Raw genomic sequence first — 26,399 nt, 5'->3', positions numbered from 1 at the left:
AGGATTTTCAATCATGTTGCCGGTACGACTAACATATGACCCCTAAATATAGAACAAGACTACGTAGCTTTAATGATACGATAGTTGTATATTGATTCCCATCTGGTTGAATGGCAACCTTTTACTAATATTTTCCGTTATGATCAACAAGCAACTTCCCCGCACACTGGCTTTCCTGCTGCTGGTAATTATTTTTCATCCTGCCGCGCAGGCCCAGGAACAACAATGGATACCGCTATTTAATGGTACGGATATTAATGACTGGATAGTAAAGATCCATCACCATGAAACGGGTGATAACTTCGGCAATACCTTCCGGGTGCAGGACAGCATGATACAGGTGCGTTATGATCAATATGGAAATTTCAATGACCAGTTTGGCCACCTGTATTATAAAACCCCTTTCTCCCACTACCATCTTAAACTGGAATACCGCTTTGTGGGTGAATGGTGTAAAACGGCGCCTTCCTATACGGAACTTAACAGCGGGGTAATGTATCATTCCCAGGACCCGCGGACCATACCCAAAGAACAGGACTGGCCAATTTCTATTGAAATGCAGTTCTTAGCGGGGCTGGGTGATGGAAAGCCCAGACCCACCGGCAATATGTGCTCCCCCGGCACACATATCGTATACCAGGGCAAGCTGGATACCCGGCACTGCATCAACTCCAGCTCAAAGACCTATGATAAAGATGAATGGATAAAGGTAGAGCTGATCGTGTTAGGCGATTCGCTGATCACGCACATTATTAACGGGGATACGGTACTTCAATATTCCAAACCGCAAATAGGCGGGCCGGTGGTGAACCGGTATGACCCAAAACAGAAGCAGGACGGGAAGCTGCTCTCGAAAGGATATATTGCCTTGCAGAGCGAGGGACAGCCGATCGATTTCAGGAATGTTATGATCCTGAACCTGGAGGGTACTCCACCTGCACGCTAACAGGGTGTTCGGCCTGTACTCCCGGCATTGGAAGAACGTAACGTGTAAACGCTCTACAGAAGTGTTTCTTTACAGACACGTCTTTCACAAAAAAGAAACATAAAACCGGGTAAAGAACTTTGCCTGCATTCTATGTAGCAGCCGGACGCCTGCTGGCACAATATTTCCCCTGAACATTAAAAAAAAGATGAAAAACCCGTTCATTAACAAACAACATCTGAAAGACTATCTTATATATGGTGGCATGGCAGCTCTTTTTTACCTGGTATTTCTATTTTACCATTTAAAGGACGACGATTATAAAAGCTCCTATCTTTTATATATCGGAAATGTGGCATTTTCTATCCCCATCCTTTTATATAATCTGAAACTTTTAAAACAGCCGTATCAAAAAGAAAGAGCCGTGGCAATGTCCGGGTCCGCTCATATCGCAACGGCGGTAGGCACCCTGCTTTCAGTTGTTCTTGGGGCACTGCTGATGCTTAGTTTTCATCCCAATATTTTCTCTACTGCACCTTCAACGGATGCATTAACGAACGCCCCTTCCAACGCGTCCATGGATCGTCCGGCAGGCTGGCTTTTTATGGTTTGCATTAATGCGCTCCTCATAAACTTCAGCGTGGCATCATTTGTTTCCCTAATGATCACTTATGTGGGTAAGCGCGACCAAACAAAGGATAAGCCTGTTGACGTTTCAAAGTACGGGGAAAATAGAAGGGGAACGGACTGATGGGAAAGCTGATGCAAGTTCCTACCCTGCCTCAATTCAAATTCCGGAATGCCCGCGGCGAATAACCTGTTCTGGATTTGAATAATTTTGTGAAGTGAGACGGATGTTCAAAGCCCAGATCGTAAGCTATTTCTGCGATGGAGCTTTGGGTGCTCCATAACAAAGATTTTGCTTTGTCTATCAATTTCAGGTGAATATGCTCCTGCGTTGACTTACCGGTGTATTTGCTTAACAGATCGGACAAATAATTTGGAGAGAGATTAAGGCGCGAGGCGAAATATTTTACATCCGGGATCCCTGATTCAATGGGTGTTTCCTGTGCGAAATAATCGTTCAGCAGCCGCTCAAATTTCTCTGTAATATCATTGCCGGCCTTTGCTCTTGTAAGGAACTGACGGTCATAGAACCTGGAGCAGTACGATAACATCAATTCAAGATTCGTCAGGATAAGATTGTGTGAATGGGTATCCAGGTTCATCGAGATCTCCCGCCTGATATTTTGCAGGCAATCTTCCAGCACATTTTTCTCAGCATCTGAAATATGCAGGCACTCGTTGGTATCATAACCAAAAAACGAATATGCGGTTAGCTTTTGTCCCCTGCTGTTTGCGTGCAGAAAATCCGGGTGGATATAAATTGCCCAGCCTTCCACCTTGTTTTCAATTCCGGGTGATAAAACCTGGTGCGGGGCGGTGAACATCAAGGAACCTTCTGAAAAATCGTAGGAGGTGCGTCCGTACTTAAAGGAGCCTTCTATTTTTTTACAGGCAATGGAATATAAATTCAAGCGGTACGCATCGCCTTCCCTCCGGTGCGAGCGGTCCACTTTGGCCAGGTCTATCACGCTTATTAACGGGTGCAGCGGCTTATCGTAATGAAAGAAGTCGTGCAGCTCCGAAATCGATTCTATATCGATATATTCCATTGGAGGAAATTGAGTTGGTAAATTTACAAAAAAGGGCGTTTGCCTGCAGCATGGCGCCAATACAGGGGGCATTTGCTGCCCCCATGAATGATCAGATAACAATGCCGCCACTTACTTCGATCCGTTGTGCATTTACAAAGCGGCTGTCGTCTGAAAGCAGCGATGCAACAAAAGCCCCCACATCATCCGCTTCACCGAGGCGGCCCAGTGCTGTCATACCGGCAATTTGCTGACGGTGGCTTTCATCCCCTTTTCCTCCGCCAAATTCCGTATCAATTGCCCCTGGGGCCACACTGTTGAAACGGATCTTCCGTTCCGCATATTCTTTGGCAAAATACCTGGTCAACCCTTCCAGCGCAGCTTTGAGCGAGCCATACACTGCAACACCTGGAAAGGCGAAGCGGGCAAGCCCGGATGAGATATTAATAACCTGACCGCCATCCACCATCAAAGGGATCAGTTTTTGAGTAAGAAAAAAAACACCTTTTAAATTTACGTTTACCAGCTCGTCGAAGATCGCCTCCGTGGTGTCTTTGATGAGCGTGCGCTGGGCTATCCCTGCATTATTTACAAGATAGTCGAAGCTGTCCCGGTTCCATTCTTTCTTAAGCGCCTGCAATACCTGGCCGGCAAAATCGCTGATGGAGCTGATCTTAGCTGCATCCATTTGTAAAGCCACTGCCTTACCACCATTCCGGTTGATAGTATCCGCTACAGCCTGCCCCTGTTCCGGGTTGTTGTTGTAGGTGAGGATTACGCCCAGGTTACGTTTAGCTGCATTTAATGCAATGCTTTTCCCGATCCCCCGGCTGCCACCGGTTACCAGAACGATCTTTGATTGCTGATCCTTTGTGTTCATGATTATAAATTTTATAACACAAAGTTCCTTCAACCGTTCTTCCTGCACTTGAACATTTAACGGCAAAACTTATACATTTCTCTGAAATGGATGGGGCTTGGACAGAGACAATATATTCAACGGGTTGTGCGGTTAAAAAGCCGGCCGGTTTACTCTACAGCCTTATCCTGATCCGTATCTTCTTTGGGTTCCCAAAGCTCAATAATGTTCCCTTCCGGATCAAGCACATGAACGAATTTGCCATATTCATAGTCCACGATCTCATCAACAATGGTTACGTTGTTCTTTTTCAGCTCCTCTACCAGCGCAACGAGATCATCCACCCGGTAGTTGATCATAAATGGTTTGGCTGAGGGATTGAAATACTTGGTATCCTGCGGAAATGTACTCCAGGTGGTAGATCCTTTTTTAGAAGGATCACCGGCCTCCCGCCACTCAAAGGTTGTTCCGTATTCGCTGGTAGGCAGCCCAAGGTTTTTGGCGTACCATTCATTCATGCCTTTCGGGTTATCGCATTTAAAAAATACGCCACCAAGGCCTGTTACTTTTGCCATATTAAATTTGTTGTGCGGTTAAAAAAGGGGATCTAAAAACGGAAGGATAAGTTATGCATTTTAAATGTTTCTTTAGGCATAAGCTTTGAAGCAATTTTCATTTATTTTTGAACATTGCCAAATCTTAATGGCCGCCTTTAGCACCTTTTCTGCATTTAATTAAAAAGAAGGGATAGTTTTCAGTGATCTCCGTGATCTCAAATAATCCGGCGCTGTCAAATTCCGCATGGATGGATGCTACATCATAAAAGAACATTTTAACGCCCCCAAACATTTCATAACGGTCCTTACTAAGCAATGTGCCCTGCCCGTAGGTATGAGCGTCTTTTGAAATAACGGTGAAAACCATGTATCCATTTTCCGAAAGCTGGTTATAACAGTCATGGATCAGTTTCAGCCTTTCACTGCTATCCAGCAAATGAATCAAAGCATAGCAAAATATGCCATCATACTTGTTGTTATCAAAAGGCATATCTGTTACAGAGCCATGATGTATGATCATATTTGCGCCATAATGCTTTCCCGCCATTTCAATGGCTGTTTTTGAGATTTCGATCCCTGTTACAGCTATTCCATTGTTTATGAAGATCTGCGCATTCCGTCCATAACCGATACCTGGGATCAGGATGTTTTTTACAGATTCCCTCACAAAAAGATCCTTCGTTAACACGGCAGATTTTGCCGGCTCAAAGCCCCACATTTCATGTTTTTCATTAAAGGCTGCTTCCCAAAACTCTGGCTTAGCGGTATTATCTGCCATGATCCTGTTTTATTTTTTGCAACAAAGTTACATATTTTATTTATCCTTGGGCCGGCATGCAAATGCCGTTTCAGGCGGTCCGGGATCGTACACCCCTGTCCGTAACCGAACATATTTCCAGGTGTAATGCTTCTTAGTGTATTGAAAATCAACCGGTTTTATTTTGGTATATTCATTGAGCCGTAAAGTTTTTTTCAGCCTATGTTTAAGAATTATTTCAAAATTGCCATCCGCAATCTTACACGCAACAAAGTATATGCTTTCATTAACGTAGCCGGGCTAAGTATTGGCCTGGCCTGCGCCATGCTGATCTTACTGTACGTGAAAGATGAAGTCAGTTTTGACCGGTTCCATACGAACGGCTCCCATATTTACAGGATCGTTACCAGATCCGTACACAACGGCGTAGCCTCTAAACAGTCCAGTACAGGCCCGCTGCAAGGTCCCCGGTTCACACAGAACGTTACGGGCATCCGGGCGTTTGTACGTGTTGTAAGCGGCAACGAGGATTTTAAAAAAGGTACTGAGGTGGAAAGCCGGGAGCTTCTGCGCGTGGATTCCAACTTTTTCTCGGTCTTTAATTTTGCTTTGATCGATGGCGATAAGAAAACCTGTTTGACACAACCCCACTCGGTAGTGCTTACCAAAGACGAGGCAAAAAAACAATTTGGCAGTGCGGATGCTGTTGGCAAAATACTGATGATGCGGGAAGACAGCGCCTTTGTACCCTATAAAGTAACCGCTGTAACGGCTAACTGCCCGCAGAACTCGTCCATTCAATACAAGATGCTGCTGCCCTTTAAAGAAACAGCAGCAGAAGCAAAGAATAACGAAAACTGGTTTAGCTATTACCTGAATACATTTGTGCTGTTAGATGACCATGCCAGCCCGGTAACAGTATCCAACCAAATGCAGCGGTTCTATGAAAGAGATGCTTCGGAGACTTTCAAAACCATGAATGCCAGGTACGGCACTGGCGGGGATGCACAGATGGATACTTATTTCCTGCAGCCTTTCGGGGAAATGCACCTGAGTACAGAGCTGCCGGCACAAAATGGCCTGCAGAACGCCAGCAACCCGATGTACGCTTACATCCTTTCATCTATTGCATTGTTTGTGCTGCTGATCGCATGCATCAATTTTGTGAACCTGACCGTTGCGCGATCCGTTAAACGGGCAAAAGAAATAGGCATCCGCAAAGTAGTTGGAAGCGACCGGCGGCAGCTGGTGATACAGTTTCTGGGCGAATCTTTCCTGTTATGCGCAGTGGCCTTTACCATGGCCATTCTCCTGGCGCAGATCATACTGCCTCTCTTTAACGAGCTTGCCAACAAGCGGCTATCACTAACCTATCTGCTGGATGGAACACTTGTTAGCGGGTACCTGGTCCTGTTTATTATAACAGGGTTGCTTGCCGGATTTTACCCGGCACTGGTCTTATCCGGCTACAGACCTGTTGAAACGCTCTACAGCAGGTTTAACCTGAAAGGCAAAAGTTATCTGCAAAAATCGCTGGTGGTGTTACAGTTTACCCTGGCATCGTTCCTGATCATTGCTACTTTCACTATTTATGCGCAGTTCAGCTTCCTGACCAAAACACCCCTTGGTTATGATGACAGCAATATCGTGATGGTCAATAGAAACAATATGTCCCATGCAGAGGCCGCGGCGTTTAAAGCGGAGCTGCTGAAGTATCCCGGTATTGAGCATGTAGCACCTAAGAATGGCGGCATGTGGGGTACCGCTGCCAAGCTGGAAAATGATTCCTCCATCAACTACTTTGCGTATGAGACGGTGGATGAATCCTACCTCGAAACCTTAAAGATCCCGCTGCTCCAGGGTCGGAATTTTTCTGCTGATTTCCCGTCTGACTCTGTTCATTCGATCCTGGTCAATGAAGCATTTGTAAAGCAGGCCGGATGGAAAAACCCTATCGGAAGATCCGTGATCTTTAACTTTGACAATAATAGAGTTTACCAGGTGATAGGCGTTGTAAAAGATTACCATTTTACAGCACTGAATCAAAAGATCACGCCGCAGCTTTTCACCATGAAAAATGCTAATCCCTATGGAACCTTTTACATCAAGATCAGGCCAAATACAATCACCGCAAGCCTTCAGTATATTCAAAAAGCATTTAAACAATTCTTTCCACTTAGTCCCTATACTTATACCTTTAAGAATGAAGCAAACCTGAAAAGCTATGAATCAGAAGCCAAGTGGAAACAGATCATCCTGTTTGGCGCTATCCTGACTATTTTTATTTCCTGCATCGGCCTGTTCGGGCTCTCTGTTTTATCTGCAGAAAAGCGCACCAAGGAGATCGGTATAAGGAAAGTCCTGGGAGCATCTGTTCAAAGCATTGCCGGCATTCTTTCAAAAGACTTCGTAAAGCTGGTGCTCATTGCCCTGGTGATTGCGGTTCCCCTGGCCTGGTTTGCCGCAAATAAATGGCTGGAAAATTATCCTTACCGTATTACACTAAGCTGGGCAATGTTTGCTTTTGCTGCAGGACTGGTGATCATGGTTGCCCTTTGTACCGTGAGCTTTCAGGCCATTAAGGCGGCGCTCGCTAATCCTATTAAAAGCTTAAGGATGGAATAAATACAATTACCAGTAAAAATTGTCAGCTTATTATTACATCTTTGTCCCCGCGTTATTAAATATTTTAGCATCGGAAACGTCATTGGATATTGCACATGTACGAACAAAACGGGGTATCAGGTCTTAATACTACCAAACAACATTTTAAAATACTGGATGGCCTCCGGGGATTAGCAGCGGTTGCGGTTGTTATTTTTCATTTCATGGAAATAGCTGTACCGGATTATAGCAACAATTTTATTGCGCATGCTTATTTGGCCGTTGATTTCTTTTTTTGTCTTTCGGGCTTTGTGATCGCTTATGCCTATGATCAGAAATTACTGAAGATCGGTGTTGCGAACTTCTTTAAGCTAAGGCTGATCCGCCTGCACCCGCTGGTTATAATTGGGGCTGTTATCGGGATCATTGCGTTTATTTTGGATCCGTTCAGCGATCTTTATCAGCATTATTCCGGTAACCTGGTTACGATGTTCCTTACAGCCTGCCTGATGATCCCTTACCCGGTAGTGCCTGAACGCTATTTTAACCTGTTCCATCTCAATCCTCCCACCTGGTCTTTATTCTGGGAATACGCTGCCAATGTTTGCTATGCTTTTATCCTGATCAGGGTACGTAATAAATTACTATGGGTCCTGACCATCGTTGCCGGCGTAGCGCTCTTTTATGAAGCACACCGGTCTGGTAATTTAAGCGGAGGCTGGGGCGGCAATAACATCCTTGGCGGCTTTATCAGGGTATTTTATTCTTTCCTGGCTGGCATCCTAGTGTACCGCTCAAAGTGGATCATTAATTCAAAACTGAATTTCCCCGCTGTAGGCATGCTATTGGCTATTGTATTTTTAGTTCCCTTCAGAGAACATTTAAATCCAATAGTGGAGCCGCTAATTGTGATCTTTTATTTCCCATTCCTCATCGCACTTGGCGCGGGTGCACGGTTAACAGCATCTACAACCCGTATTTGCAATTTCTCAGGGGAGATCTCTTACCCGCTTTACATGGTGCACTATCCCTTTATATGGATCTTCTTCAGCTATGTTGAAAAATACAAGCCGGCCATGAGTGAGCTGACTATTGTTATTATCATAGGTGTGATACTGCTGATTGCCTTTGCCTATCTGGTGATGATCTTCATTGACATTCCGGTGCGCAACCGGCTGAAGGGTTTGTTGAGGAAGAGTGTGCCACCCCTCACCCCTTAAAAATCACCTCCCGCTCACTCGCGCCATTGCTAAAGCCCAATGCCTTGTCGGCCTTCGACAGATCGCCGCCATCTATCCGGATGTTCCGGTTATTGGCTCCTTCCACCTGGAGAAATACGGGGACAGGCGTCAGCACCCGGGATGCGGTAAGCAATACATCCACACTGTCCGTAAAACGCAGCAGGGATGCTGCTTCTTTCTGTCCCTGCATGCTTAAACCATTCACGGCTGCATCTTCCACATGATCAAATATAATGGCCGGCCTCAGATCCGGTGCAGCAGTTTCCAGCCGCAGTCCCTGGAGGGAAAGCCCCCGTACATTCCGGGCAAAGATGCCATAAGCGGGCGGCGTTCCGATCTCAAAATATTCCCCGGCAATTTTAGGAACCTCCTGCATGGCCTGTTCTGCGGTTCCGCCGCCGGGGAAGGTAACTTTTACATCATTGAATGAAATGTTTTCCAGGTATACATTATCCATGGCATTGAGCACAATACAGGAATGCATCTCCCCTGGCCGGTAACTGCTCAAAAAACCGGCATCGGGCAGCGGTACGGGCAATACCACTGTTGCCTGGATGTTATTGAAGGAGATATTACGCACAACCCCGGGAGCCTTTCCGGCATCCTGGGGACGGCGGCTTTGCGAAGCAAGCCCGATGGAAATGGGGCCTGTCACATCTTTCATGATGATGTTTGAAAATGAAATATTCTCAAACCGCGAGCCCGGCCCGCATCGCAATTTGATCGGGCAGCCATAGGTTTGATAGATAACACAGTTGGAAACCGTGATATTTTCCGCTACACCGCCACCGAAGCGGAAAACAGACCAGCGTGTGCTGAATGAGCAATCGCTTACTGTAACAAATTTGCAGCTGCCAAAGAGCGCACAGGCATCATCCTGCGTTTGTATATCACAGCTGCTGACATGCACATACTCACTGCTGATAAAATGAAAACCGTCACTATTGTGAATAATGCGGCTATGAATGTGCAGCCCTTCCATTTTTACATACGCGCTTTGTATGACCCTGATAGAATGAAAAGCGCTGTCCTTCAGAAAAATATCCCGCACGGTCAGATTCTTACATTGATGAAAAAGCAGGTGGTAAGGCCGTTGTGGGCCGCTGATCCCGGCCGGGGGCGGCATGTCCTTGGAAGGGCTGCGGAATTGCGCGCCCTGCCCGTCAATAGTACCGTTGCCCTCAATGGTAATATTCTCCGCCTTCACGGCATAGATCAATCCTACATTCCCATCCTCCAGAGTGGAATCTCCGTGAAGCGGGATCGCATCATTTGCATAATACTGTTTCCCATCAGCAGTGCCTAATAAAACACCCTGTGAAGCGATATGCAACGTTACATTGCTCTTTATTTCAACGGTACCAATTACAAACACGCCGGCAGGTACCAGCACCATGCCTCCCTGGTCTTTATTGCAGGCGTCAATTGCAGCCTGCAGGGCTTTCGTGTCCAGGGATCTCCCATCTCCCTTAGCTCCAAAATCACGGATATTGTAAACACGGGCGCCGGCATCATTACCCCTGATTTGACCCGGGCTGAAAGAGCTGCTGCTCACACCCAGCAGCCCGGTGCCCAGGGATGCTGTTGTAACCTGTCCTAGCCAGTTGCGCCTTGATAAGGGCTTATTGCTTGAGTGGTTCATGTTTAGTGTTTTTTCCTGAGGCTTATCATCACAACGCCATGTTGTGCAACCTCCGTTTTAAATGAGCCTTCAAAGGTGCCTATGTCTTTTTGCCGCCAGCTTCACACCTGCAGGAAGACCTTTTGCAGAAAAGGTCATATTTTGAGACAGGGAACATAACGGGTATAATTACGATTATAAACTACCTTTTACTTCCAGTTCAATTACGGTTGCAATGGGATCAGGGCTTATCCCGGAAATGCTAATATCCAACCCATTGCCGGAGGCTGAAGTCTGCAGCTTCTTTCCGTTTGCCAGTAGCTTGCAGGCCACCACGCTGTTTTTGATCCCGTCAACATGCAGGGTTCCGCCAGCCGGCATATCAAATACGGAAAGGTAAAGGATGGTATTTCCGTTATGTTCTTTTTTAGTGCAACGGCCCCATGAGAGCGCAGGCAGGGGACTTTTTTGCGTTGCATAAATGGCATCGCCGTTCTTCTCCATCCAGCTGCCCATTCCCTTCAGGATCTCAACGCTTTCCTGTGGAAAAGTTCCATCTGCCTTAGGTCCTACATTCAGCAGGTAGTTCCCTCCTTTTGAGGCAATATCGATCAGGTTCCTTACCAGCGTTTGTACGCTCTTCCATTTATCATCAAAGCTTTTATATCCCCAGGTGCCGTTCATGGTCATGCATACTTCAAAATCTTTTCCGGCCATGGCTTCGGCAGGAATGTGCTGTTCCGGCGTTACAAAATCACCGGGATAGTTGGGGCGTTTCAGGCGGTCATTGGTGATGATGCCCGGCTGCAGCTTCAGCACGGCTTGCAGCTTCTCCGCAAATTCATCTGTCATATTCGTGGGCGTATCCCACCAAAGCACTGCTACATCTCCATAATTGCTTAATAATTCTTTCACCTGGGGAACCGCTACCTTGTCAATATAATCTGACATGGACTGGCTGGTCTGAATAGGGTCCCAGTGGCCTGTATGCGCTTTCGTATACTCGTCTATTTTAGTGGAGTCCGGGTTGTCCCAACCTTCTGAAGCTACTTTCCTGGCTGCTGCACCACCGGGGTTGTTCCAGTCCTGCGCCTGCGAGTAATAAAACCCCAGCTTAATGCCATACTTGCGGCAGGCCGATACCAGCGGCGTTAGCACATCCTTTCCGTATGGGGTAGCATCCACCATATTCCATTTACTGGCCTGCGATTTGAACATAGCAAAACCATCGTGATGTTTTGCAGTGATCACGATATATTTCATACCGGCATCCTTCGCCATTTTTACCCAGGCATCCGCATCATATTTTACGGGATTGAACTGTTTGGCGTATTGCTGGTATTCGGATACAGGGATCTTTGCCCGGTTCATGATCCATTCACCTCCGCGCTTTACCTGCTGGCCTTTATAATTGCCTGCAAGCACTGCGTAATCTCCCCAGTGAATAAACATCCCGAAGCGGGCCTCCTGCCACCATTTCATTTTCTGGTCATGGTCTGTATGCTGCTGAGCAAAAAGCAGTATGGGCGCCAGGAAGAGGGTGCATAAGGAAATAGCCAATTTTTTCATTTAAATTTTTTATGATCAGTTAATGAATTACTCCGGCAGCGTGTCTTTCATAGTTTCCAAAGCATGCCCTGGCAATAGTTGAACAGGCAACTATTGCAAAATGACGGGTGGCCATATGTGTTAAAAATTTTTCGCTTCGGGAGCTGACGTTATTTTATGCAAACGTTAGCATAACATTTCAAAAAAAACGTGGATTTATTGAAAACTGAAATTATGGATAAATCCATGATAAAAAAATATCCAATTTTCACCAATGGTGGTTCTTTTTTACCATAAGGGATTACAGGTAGCTATTATATAGGAAATGCATTTATTTAGCCTTGGGCGTTTTTTCTGTTTTCCATTTAATAACATGGTACACCGCCTGAGTAGTGCCCACATTTCTAAGCCCATGCAATTGATTCGATGCCTGGAAAATAACAGAGCCAGGGCCCACACGCTTCGTGATGCCGTTTACAGTAGATTCAACCGTTCCCTCTTTTATGATGATCAGCTCTTCATCCGGATGTTTATGCGGTGGGTGAGGCGCCTCTCCGGGGTTCAGGGTAGTTACATGCAGCTCCAGCTCATCTAATGTGGGCGTGGGAGCCTGCAGGAACTGGCGCCTTTCACCTGTTTTAGTAGATTCCACTTTAATGCTGTTCCAGTCATATATAGTAGATGATAAAGGGGCCTGCTGGTATTTATGTGCAATAATGGCCATGGGGATGCACATTACCAGTGCAGTGATACAAATAAGGGTTATTTCACGTTTTGTCATGATGTTGGGTTTAGGTAAATTAATTTACAAAACATTGCTTACAACTTTGCAGGTAATTGTAAATAGATTGTATTGTTCTTACCTTAACCAGAACGTTTGGCTGAAAGCCCCGTTGGCAGCAACATCCCAGGCTTCCACACGTACCCATTTCCGGCCCGCCAGCCTGCTGCTGAACCGGAAACTTTTTTCCCCGAATGCTTCTGTATCGGTCAGTGTTATTTTTTCACGGTATACTTTTTCACCGTCGCCGGAAATGATCTCTACGAAGTTCATAGGAAAGGTCCAGCGGAGCTGCAGTTCAATGTTGGCAATACCATTGGCCGGGAGCTGCAGGCTATCGCCGGAAATATGACCATTGATCTTCAGCAGCGGCATCAATACTTCTCCCGTGCTGCCGAAGAAGCGTCCGTGCTGCATAGCGTCCAGGATGGGGTTCCAGCTCTCCTTATAAGCGGGCAGCTTATCAAGCATCAGATAGTTCACATTCATGTGCGCATACATCTCGTTGCGCTGTGTAATGGTAAACAGATCTGCTTCGCAAATGACCGTCTTTTTTGTGCCCCAGTTGTTCATGTCATCCATCAGATCAAGCACCCTTTTACCCAGGCGGGGCTGTGAAAGGTCTGCGGGCATGGCTTTCCAGGCAGCTCCCATAAAGCGGTCTGATAAAAAGAAGGCTTCGTGATTATAGCTGTCGGGCGTATTCACAGATCCCTTGGTCCGCGGATGTGCGGTCCAGGCCAGTCCCTGCTCGTCCTGGAGCAATCGTAACATCTCCTCCTTGTTCCCGATATGATATACTTTCCCGTAACCGGGCTTTTCTTCTACATAAGGCTGGTCCGGCTTGCGGGACATAACCCAGTACACCGGCCGTGGAAAAAGATCCAGCCAGTGGCCACCGAAAAATTCATTGGGCTCCTCGCCTGGCAGCAGTAGAAATTTACTGTCTGACTGCTTTTCGCATAATTCAAAAAGCGCTTTCAGCTGCGGCAGCCGTTTTTCATCCGGCCCTTTGGGATCAGCGGTGTAGTGAAATTCTGCGAGGTGCACAATGTCCAGCCCCATATTCTTAAAAACTTTTACGAACTCAGGATGCTCCGGCACAGCCCCTCCTGCCATCATAACTTTCATCACAAACTCGTTATGAAAGTGGCTGGACATAGTTTTGAATCCAGGCAAAGCTGCGTACCGGTCGTTATGTGTAAATGCTTTCAGGGCAGTGAGTGCCGCTGCATCATTATCCTGGCTCAATAAACAAAAGAAATTGAGCCGCTGTTTGGTGCCCGGAGGTGCATTGAACCAGGGCACGTAACGTTTATCGCCCTGCAGCTCCTGCCGTATGCCAATGCCGTAGCCATTTACCAGCTGCCGGTATTGATTGCCGTACCAGGTGAAATCCAGGTTAAAGGCTTCATCCAGCGGATAAAAATATTGGTGTGGTGGTGGAAAGATGGCCATAGCGCCCTGTTTTCCAGCTGCTGCAATGGCCCTGTATTTTACAGCAAGATTACGTGCAGTATCGTTTGGAATAACCCGCGTCTGCTGCAGGCTGTCGCCTGTGCCCATCCATGAAACGCGCTGCCAGTCGGGCTGCCGGCTTACCATACCGGCGTCGAAAATGATGGCCTTCGCTGGTGCTTCCGTGCTGATCACAGCGGCGATATTGAATAAGGGGCTTCCATTATAGAACGTAATTTCCAGCGTGCCGGAAAATTGTTCCGCCGTAACCGGGCCAATGCTGGCTACTGTACGGCTACCCTCCGTTCTCACTGCAACCGCAGTTTTTTTAAGTGTCAGGGGATAAGTTTGATGCGGCTTGTTGGGCACCTTATCAAAGAAAATATTCCAGCCGTTCTGGGACACCAGATCCCTTTCGCCAATGGTCATCACAAAAGCCGGATCTACACCGGCAGTGATCTGTTGCCGGCCAAGCGATATAGTTTTAAAGAGCGGCCGCGAAGAGGCCAGATCGAACACTACCCTGCCTTTGAGCGAATTGCCTGCTGGCCAGCTGATCTCCAGCAACTGACCCTCTTGAGTAACTAAAGCTCCGTTTGCCTGCTTATATTCTTTCAGATCCACCTTTGCCTGTGCACTGGTTGCAACAGCCATGAATAGGAAGATCACGGGTAACAAAAAAAACTTCATGACGTGGGTTTAGCCCCCCAAGATAAAATGTTTTTCCCACCTTCCCTACCATTTCATACGTGGCAGCCACATTCCCATGGTTGCAGCAAAAACACCAACTAACATTCCCAGGGTAATACACAGCAGTGCGATGGAGAACATCCATTTAGGCCATGCAGTCCCTGCCTCCTTTGCCTGGAAATACCACCATACGATCACTTGCGGAAATATATATACTGCAATGGCTAAGGTGGTCAGGAAGGGGCCCGTGAACGTATCCGGGTCAAAGCCTACCGGCCCCTGGTTAATTACCAGCCACAACATCAGGAAAACGCGGAACAGCCATACCCCGCTCATGGCCAGAACCAGGTGCACTGCCCAGCGGTTATGTATTGCCAGCTGCCGTTTTATTGCGTAGCGGATGGTGTAATAAGCGCATACCAGGATAATGACTGCATTGATGGAAATAATGAAATGATCCGTGGTTCCGCCCACCGCCCCTTTCCGCCAGGCCAGCAATATCCCATCGATGCCGATAGCAAAGGCAAAGAAGATATAAAAACGCCCGCTAACGCGGTGAAACCGCGGCGCATACCGCCGGATGGCCGGTAGCAGCTGCAAAGGCCCCAGCAGGCTTATAAGCGCGGCTATTCCTATATGCAGCGCAAACACCGAATTATGAAGAGGGGCGCCTTTAACATATAAATGCGGCGTTGCAGCATTCCAGCGCTCCAGGCGTCCCAGTGCGGCGGACCACCAGTAGAGCAGGATAATATAGGAGGCAAAGATCAGCTGCCCTGCGAAAAAAACGGCAAACCAGCTCCGGACGGCCCACTGCAAGATTTTTGCAGCCACCGCCTGAGGGGCTTTTAACAGATATGTAAGCATACTGCAAAAATATCCGGCGCGCAGGCAAATCCACTTAACAATTGTTAGGAAATCTCCCGCCGGATACGGCTAAGGCTTTCAGGTTTGATACCCAGGTAAGAGGCAATATATTTCAGCGGTACATGTTTCATAATGTTAGGCGACCTGTCTATGAATTTCCGGTAACGCTGCTCTGCTGTCAGGTTGGCCAGGTCGTTGATCCGTTCCAGGTATTCTTCCTGTACCTGGTGGAACAGCCGGATAGTATAATCTTTCTGGGTATAGCTGGTGCCTGCCGTACGGTCGGCATCCGGCTTGGAAATGCGCAGCAGCTCGCAGTCGGTGATGCAGTGCAGGTATTCATTGGACACCGTTTGATTAACGAATGCCATGTAGGAGGTGAAAAAACGGGGTCCATCATTCAGGTCACTGGTCACCTCCTCGCCTTTTTCATTGATATAGTATTTCCGCATATAGCCTGAAACAATAAAGTTGTGGTATAATGGCACCTTACCGGCTGTTTCCAGCAGCGTATCCTTAGGTACTGTCAGCGGATGAAAGGTTTCCCGGCAGGAGATCTTGTCGTGCTCCGGCAGCTCAAGTATGCGGGCGATATAGGCGAATAAGGTATCGTAATAAGATGTCATTTGGAGGAATTAAGTGACCGATTTCCTCCAAATTTAAAGATTTTAAATGAGCTGAATATTCCCTGTTAAAGCGTTGCGAGGATCTCTTTCCAGGTAATAACACGGATCCCTTTTTTTTCAAGCAGTGTTTTAAACGCCTCACTGGTCACATAATTGAAATCATTTTGCCGCCAGGCAGCGCCAAAATCAGGATGCTCAATGGTAACGGCCTGCATTTCATCATTATCATACGCCAGGTGAAAAATCATTTCGTTCAGTCCGGGTTTTAAGCGGTCCAGCGCCTGGTCATAATACACATGCCATTGATCAGCCGGAGCGGCTTTATAGGCAGATATAAACTGATCAACGATCACGTTATTCATGGTGTCGATATAGGGCAGCATTTGCGGGGCCATTAGCTGTATCATATTCATTGGCACCAAAACCGGTAAATGAAATTCTTTACCAACCTGCTGGTATATTTCTACCAATTCCGGCGATGCATATACGCTGCCCATATGAGTATCCAGGTGGCTTAATTTGATGCCGGCAGCCATTGCCTTCCGGATCTGCGCCCGGATCTCTTTCCGCACTTCTTCCGGTTTTGCATGTTTCTTAAATTCTTCCACCGAAGCATAAAGATACCCATCCTTATCCAGCAGGCTTGGGATCTCATTGGCGGATGACACACCACCCCATTTATAATTTTTCCATTCAGCGGTTAAGGTAATATGGATACCCCAATCCAGTTCAGGATGCGCTTTTGCATAGGCGGCTATTTCAGGGAACCAGGGGCAGGGCACCATAATAGCAGCGGAGCTGATGGCCTTTTTTTCATAAGCGGCGATGATAGCAGCATTTGCTGAATGGGAGACGCCGGCATCATCCGCATGAATGATCAATAACTTAGTGTCTTTAGGGTATCCCAGTTTTTCCGCTAATGCTTTTTTAGATTGTGCGGATGCAGTAAAGGGTAGTAAAAGAATGGACACAAGCAGCAAGGCTTTCATAATCTGTTTTTAAGGGGTGAAATGAACTGTTTATTCCGGGCGTTTATCCAGGAGCTCCTTTTTTTCGATGCGGTAAGATGCAATAAGGCCAATGCCCCCAAAGATAGCAATAAGGGCAAAATAGATAGAGGCATTGTCTTCCCCGTTAATGACCGGCACGGCAACATCTATAAGATATGCCAGCAATAAGCCAAACCCACCGCCGGTAAGCAGTAGGCCATATTTTAGGTTGGTGTAAGGGGCCGGCCGGTCTATTTTAGGGTTCATGCCCTTTTCTATCATGGCCAGGTTCTCTTTCCTGAGGAGATATATAATCCCAAAAGCTAAAGCCATAGCGGCCAGGGGCACCAGTACGGCCGTCAACATTTCATTACTATTCATGATAAAGCATTTGTTGTGAATATTAAGTTTATACAAGCTTTGACTACCATTAAAAAGATCAGGTTACAGGAAACACCTTAATTATTTTAAATTGTAGTGTAACCTCCGGGTTATAATAGTAGTCATACCTCTCATCTATGCACGCAGGAATGGATGACATTGAAATTATCAACCAGGTACTACAGGGTGATCAGCAAAGTTTTGAGGAATTGATAAAACGGTATCAGCACTTTGTATTTACCATTGCGCTACGTTATAGCCGCAACCGGGAGGATGCGGAAGAAATAGCCCAGGATGTATTTGTGAAGGCTTACCGCTCCCTGGCAGATTTCAGGCGGGATGCCAAATTCAGCACCTGGCTGTGTACCATTGCCATGAATACTACCAGGACCTTTTTACGAAAGGTAAAACCACGCATGGATCCCCTCGACCCTGGAACGGTGCATGCACAACATACCGGGAATAGTGCTGATCCAACGGAAAAGCGCTCCACACACCTGCTGGTCAATCATGTGATCGGGCTGTTAAGCGCAGATGATGCAACGATCATTACCCTATTCTACAAAGCGGAGCAAAGCATTGAGGAAATAGGCGTTATCATGGGCCTTACCCCCAATGCAGTAAAGGTGAAGCTGCACCGGGCGCGGTTACGGCTCAAAGAAAAGCTGGAGCTCTATTTTGCAGATGAAATAAAAGAAATCTTAAATTAGTGTTAAGTGAACGGATATGGAGAAACGTTTTGATATAGAAAAACATTTACGGGAAGACCTGGAGCTTACCCCTCCCTCCCCTGATTTCTCTAAAAAAGTAATGGGCGCTATTGCCGGAACACGTATTGCACCTGCATCCCGCAGCTATCTCAATAAAAAGGTGGTGTATGGCACCGGCCTGTTCTTCCTGTTGCTGATAGCCGGTGCAGTGGTGTATGCCCTCCCCTCTTTTAACTGGTCTGCAGCGGGCAAATTCCGTTTACCCGTTGATGTTAGCAAGCTGGATATAGGCCGGTACTTTAACCGTAAAACCGTTAATTGCCTGCTTTTCCTGAATGTGCTGCTGGGATTGATGTTTTTGGATAAGTACCTGGTCAGAAGAGACCGGGCGGTGTGAAATCCGGTTCTAAGGCTCCTCTATTTTCGCGGATAAATGCCTAACCTTTAATTCGTCATTTTCCAGGTAAAACTGATGGGCGCCGGCGCGGTGGTTCAGCGAATCAAATGCAAATTGTACTTCAAGCGGCCGTCCTTTCAGGGCATGTATATACTCCTTTATTTTTGCAGTGGCTTCATTTAGCTTGTGCCTGGTATCTTCAATAGTCTTATCCAGGCTTTTTATTTCGTCATAGGCGCTTATGATGGGAGCTGCTGTATGTGTGTTATAGCTGTTACCGGGAGGGTGATGTTCTTCAGTGAGGTGGTTATATCTTATCAGGGTTTCTTCTCTTGCCTGAGCGCATTCTTTCAAGGAGGATTCAGCATTTAGATAATCCTCTAAAACAGCTTTTATCTGTGCTTCTTTTGACATGACAGTATAAATAACTTCATACTGAATATAGGAAAAAAAAGCGAGAATGGCAAAAAAGAAAAAATAGGGTCTTCAAGGTGCTAAAACCGGTTTTCATGGATACTGTATAATTAACTAATACACCCATACTGCAAGCCCGCCTGAGGCAGGCAGCCGGATGTTTAAGATCGTATTTGCATCAACGCTACGCTGTTCTGTTCTGACCCTGGTAGATGTTTCCATTGCAGGATCATCGCTATAGATCTTAGCAGTAAAAGTTTTTCCGGGCGGTAAAAAGTTAAACGCCAGCTGCAGCGTACGTGCATTATTGTTAGTAATGGTGCCTACAAACCATTCCGCTCCTTTTCTGCGGGCTACGGAAATATACTGGCCGGGGGTTCCCTGCAGTACCCGGGTCTCATCCCAGGTGCAGGGTATATGATCCCAGAATTCCAGCTCCGGCTCCCCGTTGCTCAGCTCCGGCTTATCGTACCAGTAAAGGGTTTGCAGCGGACTGTAATAAATAGCTGCCAGCGCCAGCTGATGCGCATGCGTGGTTTTTATGCGCTTATCATAATAACAAATGGTATAATCAGCGGCGCCGGCAATGTAACGGGTAAAGGGCAAAATAGCATTGTGTGTGGCATCCGGCATTTCTTCGTTGCCGCGGATGCCTTCTGCGCTCATTAAATTGGGCCAGGTACGCTGTTCACCGGTAGGGCGCCAGTCATCGTGCACATTTACCATCATATGGCTGCCGGCGGCTTTATTAAACATTTCTTCCAGCCAGGTGGTCCAGCGGTGGGAGCCTGCCTGCACAAAGCCGAATTTTACGCCTTTTACGCCCCATTGTTCGTATACCCGGAAGAGTGAGTCGGACTGTTTCAGCAATGCCTGCTGGTTTACATACAGCCAAACACCAATACCTCTTTCCTTCCCGTATTGTATGATACCCGGCAGGTCAAAATCAGGAATCGCTACTTTGGTAGCGTCTGAATTAAAATCAAAGGCAGGGCCGTACCATTTCCAGTCGAACAGGATATACTGCAGGTGGCGTTTTACTGCAAAGTCAATACCGGCTTTGGCGTCAGCGGTTGTTTGCGACATTACCCGAAAGATCTTGCCGGGCTTTATCCAGCTCAGGTCTTTAATACCGGTTGGCTGGTTCAGGTTCAGCAGCACAAAATTATTTTCTATTAAACGGCCAGGCTGCTCAGCCACCATGATCAGCCGCCAGGGCGTTGCAAAAGGCGAGATCAGGTCGGCCGGTGTATACATGGCCGTTATAATAGTATTAGGCTTTTTCGGGTGTAAGGCAAATTTAGTCCTTGCATAGTCCACCATCTGCGCTTCCGCCAGGCAGGCATACAATCCATTGGGCAGCTTTAAGGTGAGCGGACGTTCTGCTTCGCCAGGCCAGTTTTTCAAAGGCATCTCCTGATAGGCAGCCTGCCCCCATAAAGCATGGAAGGCAGTGGTGCCTGCCGGTAAAGCGAACTCGGTATGTTCTGCCGTAACGTGGTAATAGCTTCCTTTTTCATTCAGCGGAAAATAATAACGGATGGCAATGCCTTCATTATAGGCCCGCAGCTCTATGTTCATATGATAAACCGGATTACCTGCTTTTTCCATGGCAATGGTAACCGCATTGTAATGATCACGTATTACCGACCGCTCCCCTGTTACCGGTACCCAGCTGGTATCCTGCTGTTGCCGGGTAATGTGTTTAATTACCAGGTTGGATGTCCAGCGGGTAAGCGTATCTACAAAAAGCGCCATGGCGCTTTCAGATAAATGATTATCCAGCAGGATATCCAGTACAGACGGGCGTATTACGGTTTTACCCTTATAGCTTACCTCGTAGTACATGGTTTTACCGTTCCCTTCCTGTACCTGGTAAAACTTAGCTACCAGGTTACTATCCGGCGATGAGAAAGTTACCTTTGTTGGCGACTGCCCAAAACAAATACCTGCATATAACCAGCAAAAAATAAAACCGGCGTGTTTAAATGCCTTGCTTAGATAATTAGTTCCGCTCATTTTTAAAATGTTTCTTCCTTTGTGATGGCTGCGCCGTTCTTTTCCGTCATTGCTACCTTTACCTTCTCTGTCTCCTGCTCAAGATGGCTGATGTTAAACTCCTGTACCCTGCCATCCAGCAGCTCCACACGCAGCTTGCCGGCAGCAGTGGCCTGTACGCTTTTGATCACTGCCTTATTTTCATACGGCTCAATTACAGAAAGGTATACCGCCTGCCGGCCCTTGCTGCGGACTGCATAGGTTTTCCTTCTGGGAGTTTCATCGCCAAAAGGATAATCGCTGCCCAGCTTTACTTTTAAGCGTACTGCTTTTATGCTGCTTAGATCAATGCTTACCACTGCAGGTTGTAAAACATCTGCAGGCGTGGCTGCCAATGCGGTAAACATAGAATCGCCACTTAGCTTCACCGGCCCGCCCAGGTAATCTTTATTTTCCACCCCAGGTTGCCGGATGTTTGTATATGTAACGGGTAAGCTGCTTAGTGGTATGTTCTTTCCATTTTGCAATACAATAATGGCATTACCCCAGAACAGGGCGGAGTTTGAAGCAGCGCCCAAACGCAATTCCAGCGACAGCTGTTTTACATTATTAAGCGGCAGGTCAAGATCTGCCGTGCCCAGGATCCATGCACCGGTGCTATCTGTTTTCAGGGTTCTGCCATCACCTTTTATCGTATATACTACCTGGTTACTGATGCCATGATCTTCAGGCGTGGTAGCTGTCATGATCTCTTTTTGCAAAGGCCATGCATTGTATACATCCAGCTGTAAAACGCCATCTTCACTATTCGGCGCGCGGGTGCCGCTGTTATCACAATCCTTGCCCCAGCAGGTGCTGAAGGAGGCTTTGGCGGCGCCGCTTACGTTCCACCAGCTGCAATCTGTAATGAACTGCGCGCTGCCCAGCGGGTCGGTATTCATTTGTGCAGTGTGGCGTGCAAATTGTTTCTTGTTTGCGGTGATGCCTTTAAATCCCTTGGCATTAAACAGCCAGTCATAGGTATGTTCCTGCTGTGCTTTTACATAGTCGGCCAGCACTACATAATCATCTGTTACGATCATGAGGCGGCGCTGAAATACCGGTTCCGTATACCCGGTAACTGCGCCATAGGCAGGCGCTCCGGCTGGTGTGGGCACTGAGCGGCCCTCCTGCCAGCATTTTTCTGCAAAAGAAATACCGCCGCGTTCTTCGTACTGCATACCACCATAGGGCGGGTTTGACCATCGTGCCTTGGTTTCCACCACGGTTGCCTGCATTTTGCTGCCGGTATAAAAAAGGGTACGATGACTTTCAACCGGTTCCTGCATTTTCTGATCAACTACTACCATGTTCTTTGACATGGATGTTTGTACATAGAATTTATACATGAAATTACCGTAGCCGTACCACACCATTTCAGGATTATAAAAGCTGCGGCCATACCGGCTAAGGTTCAGCAGGTTAGTACGGTCAAAGTGGCCATGAAAGCCTCCATGGGTACCGTAATGCAGCGCTGCCTGAATCTGTTCCCGCTGCGGCCTGCCGCTTTTATTGGAGCGTAACATTACAATGCCCATATTGTCTGCAAAGGCCGATTTACCGGTTAATACAGAGGATACCTGCGGCAGCTCCGGCATACCATATAACAGGTCCCGGTCATTACTTCTGCGGATGATGGCTGCATATTCAGGATCATGATAGAGATAATACGCCAGCTCAAAGGGCTGGCCCGTTACCAGGTTCTCCTGCGCATCATTTACAGCAAACATAATACCCCGGTAGTCTGTGAAGGGTGGCAGCGCATCCCACATGTCTTTAATGCCGGTGCTGTTCTTAGTTACCGGCCCCCATTTGTCGAAGTTCATACCATACAATCCCGGCTGCATCATGTCGGGCATCAGCGAGTAATAACGCGTGGTGCCGGAAGGCAGGCGCATATCTTTAAAGTTAATGCCCCATGGTTCCAGGGCCAGGGCTATCTGGGAAAACTCGCTGGCGCACCAAACGTTGTAGCTGATAGAACATTCATACCACCAGCCGTCGTTCATTACGCCGTTTGAAAGATGATCGGTAATGCCGCATGGCCCGCTGAAAATGCCTTCCGCCAGGTGCCAGTCCTGCAGGGCCAGCGCACAATACAAAGCGCCGGTTTCTTCACTGAGCTGCCAGTTATTGATAGCGCCGCCACGTGCACCCAGGTTTACTGTTTCAATAAAAAGGCGGAAGGTGTTTTCTATGTCCGCAAGATCCTTTTGCGTTAGCACACCGGATGGAACGATCATATCATAGGCCATGGCAATATGCTGAAAGAAATGTCCTTCCTGTACAAAGCTCTGGTGGCAGGCCCGCAGAGTTTTAGGATACCCGCTCTCCGGATTGCTCAGCCGCCGCAGGAAAAGGGCCACTTTTTCTGCATACTGCTTATTGCCGGTAAGCTGGTAAGCAATACCTGCCGCCATAAAATTGAACTCCTCCTGCGTATTAAAAAGATGCAGGCCTTTATCAGCATTATCAGTACCAATTCGTGAAGCCGGCTCCGGTACCTGCCATTTATCGGCCAGGTCTACATATTTATCCTGCGCTGCTTTGGCCCACGCGTAATGCGCTACCTTACCCCTTACCTGCTGCCAGCGCTCCGCTGTGTGTAAGATGTTGGGATAAGGCAGCGCCGATGCCGTGATCAGCGTTATACCAGCATCCGCTAAAGTTCTGCCATTGGCCAGTACACTGATCACCTGCTTTTCGCGGCTGCCTGCCGGTGAACGGTCCGTAACTTTTACTTTTACCGTGCAGGTTTTTGTTTCGCCGGGCGCCAGTTCCAGCAAAGCCGGTTCCAGCGTGGTTTGCATGGATTCCCAGCCATAATGGGCTGCCTGCAGGCTCACGGATTGTTTTTCCTGCGTGGTATTACCCACGGAAAGTATATACGTGGCCGTTGTACCGGGTTGGGCAGATTTACCCATAACCGGTGTGGTAATAGCAATCACCTCCCCTTTTGTAAGCTGTACATCCCGCACGCGTGCGCCTGCCGCCCGGATGATCAGCTCCTTTACTGCTTGCAGCGCTTTTGTGCGCTGCGCCTCACTGATACGGAACTGCCGCCAGGGCACTACCACCCGCTGCCAGCCAGTACCGGCAAGGGGAATCGCTGCTGCTATTTCAGGATAGATGTTATCTTTTTCATAGCCAGGTACTTTTATCACCACCTCTACATTTACCGGCTTATCTGCAAACACCTGGAAGCTGATGCCGTAAAACTTTGTCCAGTCATGCACACCTTCGTTAATGATGCGGAAACCATGGTTATATTGCCTGCCATCCGGGTAACGATATGCGCCGCCCTGCCAGTCTGAAAGGTCGGCCTTCCCAACAGGTTCTGTTAGCTGTGCCTGCAGCTGAATGGTAATACAACACCCCAGTGTTAAAAGCCATAAAAATTTCATAATTGCCTGTCTTTTTTAATTCAAATCCTTTAGTAGCCCGGGTTTTGCACCAGCGCATGATTAATCCCTATCTGATCCTGCGGAATGGATGTTAAATAATTCTTGCGGGTCATGGGTGCTGTTGGCGGTGCAAATAATTTCAGCGCGCCATTGGCAGGATTTACACCGTAAGGAAAAACACTGGCCCTGTAAATAGGCAGGTTGTTATTTGGATTTACGGCAGTGGCAAATTCCGTGGGCTGGCCGTTATACTGGATCACTACTCCTTCTGCCGGCTGGTTCAGGTTTGCTTCTGCTATGCCCCAGCGGAACAGGTCTGTAAAGCGGGTATTCTCATTCTGCAGCTCAATGGTTCTTTCCCTGCGGATCTCTCCCAGCATAGTAAGGCCGGGATGCTGTGCTATCAAAGCATTGGTGAGGGGCGCTACACCAGCCCTTTCCCGCACCTTGTTCACAGAAAGGTTCAGGTCTGCATCGGAAATACTTCCATTACCCAGCTCACATTTTGCTTCTGCATAAATAAGGTATACCTCTGCCAGGCGGATCTGCGGGTAATCATACGATTCCTGGTAATCGTTCCTGTTCGGGTGTTCCGACGACCATTTGCGGTTGCTGTAACCTGTGTTACTGTTATTATAAAGATCCGGGTAATAGGGTTTAATACTGGAAGGCCAGTTAAACAGGTCTATATAGTTGGCTAATGTATAATTAGCGCCGAAGGCGGAGCTAAAGCCCCAGTAACGGTTTCCGGGAATACCTACCATGCCGCGCATGCGGTAATCGCGGTTCTCATACTCATCCCTCATTTTAGCGTATCCTTTAAATAGCGGGGAGGCTGAGGGTGGCAAACCATCTTTACAGGTATACATATCAGCCAGCTTGCGGGTAGGCGCGCCTGCACCAGTATGCGTAAGGTTTGCATTGCCCTGCAACAGCGAATAATCATATTTGCTGTATAGTATAAACTCCTTATTATTAGCCTTGGTAAGACCTTTGGGGTTGGACAGGTTATCTTCCAGCACAAAAAGGTAGTAATAGCTTAAGGAGTCCAGGTCATTAAACAGCTTGTAATCCGGGTAGCTCATTACATCGGCAGCCAGGCTGGCGGCCTGTGTAAGATAGGCCGGGATGTTGGCGGCGTTAGCGCCTTTGGAGCCTGCTCCTGTGCTTACCCCATCGCCATCCGTAGTATTGCCCACATATTTTTCATAGGTGCCTTCGTATAGCAGTACCCGTGCCTTAAACGCTTTGGCTGCCTGCTGGCTTACCTGGCCTTTGTCGGCAGCGGCTATGGCGGCTTCCAGCGGCAAGCCGGCAATGGCCACATCCAGGTCTGATAAGATCTGTTTTATTACTTCATACCGGCTGTTGCGCGGACCGTACAGCTCCGGGCTGTTAATATTTACCACAATGGTATCAATGGGTACGCCGCCAAAGCGTTTCAGCAAAAAGAAATGATGCCAGGCACGAAAGAAATACGCGGCGGCCACGTACCTGGTTATATCCGCGGCATTGCCGGTATATTCCCGCGCTTTTTCAATTAAAATATTATTACCGCGCAGGTATTTATAGGGATTGTTCCAGTAAATATCGCTGGCATTCAGCGCCACCGGCCATCCATAGCCACCATCAATAATATCACTGCCCTTGTCTTCCCAGTTATAAATGCTGCTGCCATCTACCGGGCGGAAGCCGATCATCTTGTTATAAAAATCATTGGCTGCGGCCTTAAAATGTTCCGGCTTGGTAAAGTATACGGCTTCTGAAGGCGCATCCAACGGATCCAGCTCCAGGAAAGTTTTGGTACAGGCTGATTGTAACAGCGTAGCTGCAACCAGTATCAGTATATAAAATCTTGCTTTTTTCATCCATAAAATT

At 47.5% G+C, this 26,399-nt stretch carries 22 protein-coding genes; 6 read left to right on the top strand and 16 right to left on the bottom strand.

Features of this window, described 5'->3' with window-relative positions:
- Positions 1 to 139 precede the first annotated feature (139 nt).
- Positions 140 to 946, top strand: coding sequence for a 3-keto-disaccharide hydrolase (locus BMZ54_RS25585; RefSeq protein ID WP_089918839.1), 807 nt, complete (start codon positions 140 to 142; stop codon positions 944 to 946).
- A gap of 187 nt (positions 947 to 1,133) precedes the next feature.
- Positions 1,134 to 1,676 carry a hypothetical protein gene (locus BMZ54_RS25580; RefSeq protein WP_089918837.1) on the top strand — a complete coding sequence of 181 codons (543 nt, stop codon included), beginning with the start codon at positions 1,134 to 1,136 and terminating at the stop codon, positions 1,674 to 1,676.
- A 31-nt stretch (positions 1,677 to 1,707) separates the two neighbouring features.
- Here BMZ54_RS25580 and BMZ54_RS25575 read toward each other — a convergent pair whose 3' ends face one another.
- The 4 genes from BMZ54_RS25575 to BMZ54_RS25560 form a co-directional block, all read right to left on the bottom strand.
- Entirely contained in the window at positions 1,708 to 2,601 is an 894-nt protein-coding gene (locus BMZ54_RS25575) for a helix-turn-helix domain-containing protein (protein WP_089918835.1), read from the bottom strand.
- A gap of 91 nt (positions 2,602 to 2,692) precedes the next feature.
- Complete coding sequence (locus BMZ54_RS25570) at positions 2,693 to 3,460, bottom strand: SDR family NAD(P)-dependent oxidoreductase (RefSeq protein ID WP_089918834.1); 768 nt, start codon at positions 3,458 to 3,460, stop codon at positions 2,693 to 2,695.
- Positions 3,461 to 3,609: 149 nt separating this feature from the next.
- Positions 3,610 to 4,014, bottom strand: a complete 405-nt coding sequence (locus BMZ54_RS25565) for a VOC family protein (protein WP_089918832.1) — start codon at positions 4,012 to 4,014, stop codon at positions 3,610 to 3,612.
- 124 nt (positions 4,015 to 4,138) lie between these two features.
- Positions 4,139 to 4,774 carry a class I SAM-dependent methyltransferase gene (locus BMZ54_RS25560; RefSeq protein WP_089918830.1) on the bottom strand — a complete coding sequence of 212 codons (636 nt, stop codon included), beginning with the start codon at positions 4,772 to 4,774 and terminating at the stop codon, positions 4,139 to 4,141.
- 201 nt (positions 4,775 to 4,975) lie between these two features.
- Between BMZ54_RS25560 and BMZ54_RS25555 the strand changes: the two genes are divergently transcribed.
- Entirely contained in the window at positions 4,976 to 7,378 is a 2,403-nt protein-coding gene (locus BMZ54_RS25555; RefSeq protein ID WP_089918828.1) for an ABC transporter permease, read from the top strand.
- Positions 7,379 to 7,473: 95 nt separating this feature from the next.
- Positions 7,474 to 8,577, top strand: a complete 1,104-nt coding sequence (locus BMZ54_RS25550) for an acyltransferase family protein (RefSeq protein ID WP_089918826.1) — start codon at positions 7,474 to 7,476, stop codon at positions 8,575 to 8,577.
- Here the strand turns inward: BMZ54_RS25550 and BMZ54_RS25545 are convergent.
- The 8 genes from BMZ54_RS25545 to BMZ54_RS25510 form a co-directional block, all read right to left on the bottom strand.
- Entirely contained in the window at positions 8,567 to 10,240 is a 1,674-nt protein-coding gene (locus BMZ54_RS25545; protein ID WP_089918824.1) for a glycoside hydrolase family 28 protein, read from the bottom strand. The genes BMZ54_RS25550 and BMZ54_RS25545 overlap by 11 nt on opposite strands.
- A gap of 174 nt (positions 10,241 to 10,414) precedes the next feature.
- The gene (locus BMZ54_RS25540; protein ID WP_089918822.1) at positions 10,415 to 11,788 is read right to left on the bottom strand and encodes an alpha-L-fucosidase; all 1,374 of its coding nucleotides are present in this window, start codon (positions 11,786 to 11,788) and stop codon (positions 10,415 to 10,417) included.
- A 310-nt stretch (positions 11,789 to 12,098) separates the two neighbouring features.
- Complete coding sequence (locus BMZ54_RS25535; protein ID WP_089918820.1) at positions 12,099 to 12,548, bottom strand: cupin domain-containing protein; 450 nt, start codon at positions 12,546 to 12,548, stop codon at positions 12,099 to 12,101.
- A gap of 78 nt (positions 12,549 to 12,626) precedes the next feature.
- On the bottom strand, positions 12,627 to 14,696 hold the full coding sequence (locus tag BMZ54_RS25530; protein ID WP_089918819.1) for a CehA/McbA family metallohydrolase domain-containing protein: 2,070 nt from the start codon (positions 14,694 to 14,696) through the stop codon (positions 12,627 to 12,629).
- A 45-nt stretch (positions 14,697 to 14,741) separates the two neighbouring features.
- Complete coding sequence (locus BMZ54_RS25525; protein WP_202909357.1) at positions 14,742 to 15,530, bottom strand: DUF2306 domain-containing protein; 789 nt, start codon at positions 15,528 to 15,530, stop codon at positions 14,742 to 14,744.
- A gap of 77 nt (positions 15,531 to 15,607) precedes the next feature.
- The gene (locus tag BMZ54_RS25520; RefSeq protein ID WP_089918815.1) at positions 15,608 to 16,189 is read right to left on the bottom strand and encodes a Crp/Fnr family transcriptional regulator; all 582 of its coding nucleotides are present in this window, start codon (positions 16,187 to 16,189) and stop codon (positions 15,608 to 15,610) included.
- Between the two features lie 65 nt (positions 16,190 to 16,254).
- The gene (locus tag BMZ54_RS25515) at positions 16,255 to 17,178 is read right to left on the bottom strand and encodes a polysaccharide deacetylase family protein (protein WP_089918813.1); all 924 of its coding nucleotides are present in this window, start codon (positions 17,176 to 17,178) and stop codon (positions 16,255 to 16,257) included.
- Between the two features lie 30 nt (positions 17,179 to 17,208).
- Positions 17,209 to 17,559, bottom strand: coding sequence for a DUF6249 domain-containing protein (locus BMZ54_RS25510; protein ID WP_089918812.1), 351 nt, complete (start codon positions 17,557 to 17,559; stop codon positions 17,209 to 17,211).
- A 137-nt stretch (positions 17,560 to 17,696) separates the two neighbouring features.
- Here BMZ54_RS25510 and BMZ54_RS25505 point away from each other — a divergent pair, with 137 nt between their 5' ends.
- Together BMZ54_RS25505 and BMZ54_RS25500 are read left to right on the top strand one after the other, a co-directional pair.
- Positions 17,697 to 18,269, top strand: coding sequence for an RNA polymerase sigma factor (locus tag BMZ54_RS25505; protein WP_089918810.1), 573 nt, complete (start codon positions 17,697 to 17,699; stop codon positions 18,267 to 18,269).
- 16 nt (positions 18,270 to 18,285) lie between these two features.
- Positions 18,286 to 18,666 carry a hypothetical protein gene (locus BMZ54_RS25500; protein WP_089918808.1) on the top strand — a complete coding sequence of 127 codons (381 nt, stop codon included), beginning with the start codon at positions 18,286 to 18,288 and terminating at the stop codon, positions 18,664 to 18,666.
- Positions 18,667 to 18,675: 9 nt separating this feature from the next.
- On the opposite strand, the gene BMZ54_RS25495 is transcribed toward BMZ54_RS25500, so the two are convergent.
- The 4 genes from BMZ54_RS25495 to BMZ54_RS25480 all read right to left on the bottom strand — a co-directional run bounded on the left by BMZ54_RS25495 (position 18,676) and on the right by BMZ54_RS25480 (position 26,389).
- Positions 18,676 to 19,080, bottom strand: coding sequence for a hypothetical protein (locus tag BMZ54_RS25495; RefSeq protein ID WP_089918807.1), 405 nt, complete (start codon positions 19,078 to 19,080; stop codon positions 18,676 to 18,678).
- Between the two features lie 114 nt (positions 19,081 to 19,194).
- Positions 19,195 to 21,099, bottom strand: coding sequence for a glycoside hydrolase family 97 protein (locus tag BMZ54_RS25490; protein ID WP_089918805.1), 1,905 nt, complete (start codon positions 21,097 to 21,099; stop codon positions 19,195 to 19,197).
- Positions 21,100 to 21,101: 2 nt separating this feature from the next.
- The gene (locus BMZ54_RS25485; RefSeq protein WP_089918804.1) at positions 21,102 to 24,521 is read right to left on the bottom strand and encodes an alginate lyase family protein; all 3,420 of its coding nucleotides are present in this window, start codon (positions 24,519 to 24,521) and stop codon (positions 21,102 to 21,104) included.
- A gap of 29 nt (positions 24,522 to 24,550) precedes the next feature.
- Positions 24,551 to 26,389: a RagB/SusD family nutrient uptake outer membrane protein gene (locus BMZ54_RS25480; protein WP_089918802.1), complete on the bottom strand. Its 1,839-nt coding sequence runs from the start codon at positions 26,387 to 26,389 to the stop codon at positions 24,551 to 24,553.
- Between the last annotated feature and the right edge of the window lie 10 nt (positions 26,390 to 26,399).

The organism is Chitinophaga rupis (assembly GCF_900109685.1).
Classification (GTDB): Bacteria; Bacteroidota; Bacteroidia; order Chitinophagales; family Chitinophagaceae; genus Chitinophaga; species Chitinophaga rupis.
The sequence above is the reverse complement of the archived record's forward strand: the minus strand, read 5'-3'. Positions and strand labels throughout refer to the sequence as shown.